The sequence below is a fragment of the Chromohalobacter sp. HP20-39 genome (assembly GCF_033052815.1).
Lineage (GTDB): Bacteria > Pseudomonadota > Gammaproteobacteria > Pseudomonadales > Halomonadaceae > Chromohalobacter.
In genome coordinates this window covers 1-1,184 of record NZ_JAWHTP010000026.1, presented here as the reverse complement: position 1 = coordinate 1,184, position 1,184 = coordinate 1, and the positions used below count along the sequence as shown (strand labels likewise).

The window sequence follows — 1,184 nt, the reverse complement described above, 5'->3', positions numbered from 1 at the left end:
CGGCTTCGGCGTGGCCTCGGGCCTGATCGCCGCGTTGGGCATCATGCTGGCCTCGTTCTGGATCTTCTGCGCCGGCACCTTCCTGGCGGGCTTCTACGGCGCGTATGTGCAGAGCTACCGCTTCGCAGCCGCCGACACCGCCGAGGACGCGCTTAAGGCCAAGGCCATTTCCTGGGTCATGGTGGGCGGTCTCGCGGGCGCCATCATCGGGCCGCAGTTGGTGATCTTCACGCGCGATGCGGTAGCGGGCACGCCCTACGTTGGCAGCTTCCTCAGCCAGGCGCTGCTGCCGCTGATCGCCTTGCCGATCCTGCTGATGCTGCGCACGCCGAGCCAGACCCAGGCCGAAGCAGTCGCCGATAGCGGTCGGACGGTGCTGCAGCTCTTGGCGATGCCGCGCTATCTGCTGGCCGTGGCTGCGGGCGTGGTGTCCTATGGGGTGATGGCGTTCGTGATGACGGCCGCGCCGGTGGCGATGGTCAACCACGGGCATTCGGTGGACAACGCCGCCCTAGGAATACAGTGGCACCTGCTGGCGATGTTCGGGCCGAGCTTTTTCACAGGACGACTGATGGTGCGCTACGGCAAGGAGCGCGTGACCGCCGTCGGCATGGTGCTGCTCGCCGCCTCCGGGGTGGTGGCCCTGGGCGGGCTCGGCCTGTCCCACTTCTGGGGCTCGCTGGCGCTGCTGGGCATCGGCTGGAATTTGAGTTTCATCGGCGCCACGGCGATGGTCACCGACTGCCACACCCCGGCCGAGCGGGGCAAGGCGCAGGGCATGAACGACTTCTTCGTCTTCGCCGCCACGGCGGCCGTGTCGTTCCTCGCGGGGTCGATCCTGCACAGCTCGGGCTGGCAAGCGGTCAACTGGATGATCTTCCCGGCTTTGGCGCTGATCCTGGTGCCGCTGCTGTGGCAGGGGCGGTCCGGTTGCAACTGACTTGACTTGGGGCATTGATCGAGGACTGGAAGCCGATAAGTGGCCCGTTCCGGCACTACACGACTTGTCTCCACTGCTGAAACTTCGGAAAGCTACTTTGCCGTTCCACCTTTATTGATGGTCAAAGAGTTGTATGGACAGATGAATTTAGTTAGTTAGTTAGATTTATCAAGAAGCAGTTTAACCACGGCTTTGGCTTTGCGAGCAGCGTGCAGATCTCCAAGAACGTGAGCCTGAATAATCG

The 1,184-nt window shown here is 63.3% G+C and carries 1 protein-coding gene; it reads left to right on the top strand.

The features are described 5' to 3' along the window. On the top strand, nt 1-940 hold a 940-nt coding region (locus RVY79_RS16620; RefSeq protein WP_317465583.1), incomplete at its 5' end, for an MFS transporter. Nucleotides 941-1,184 lie beyond the last annotated feature (244 nt).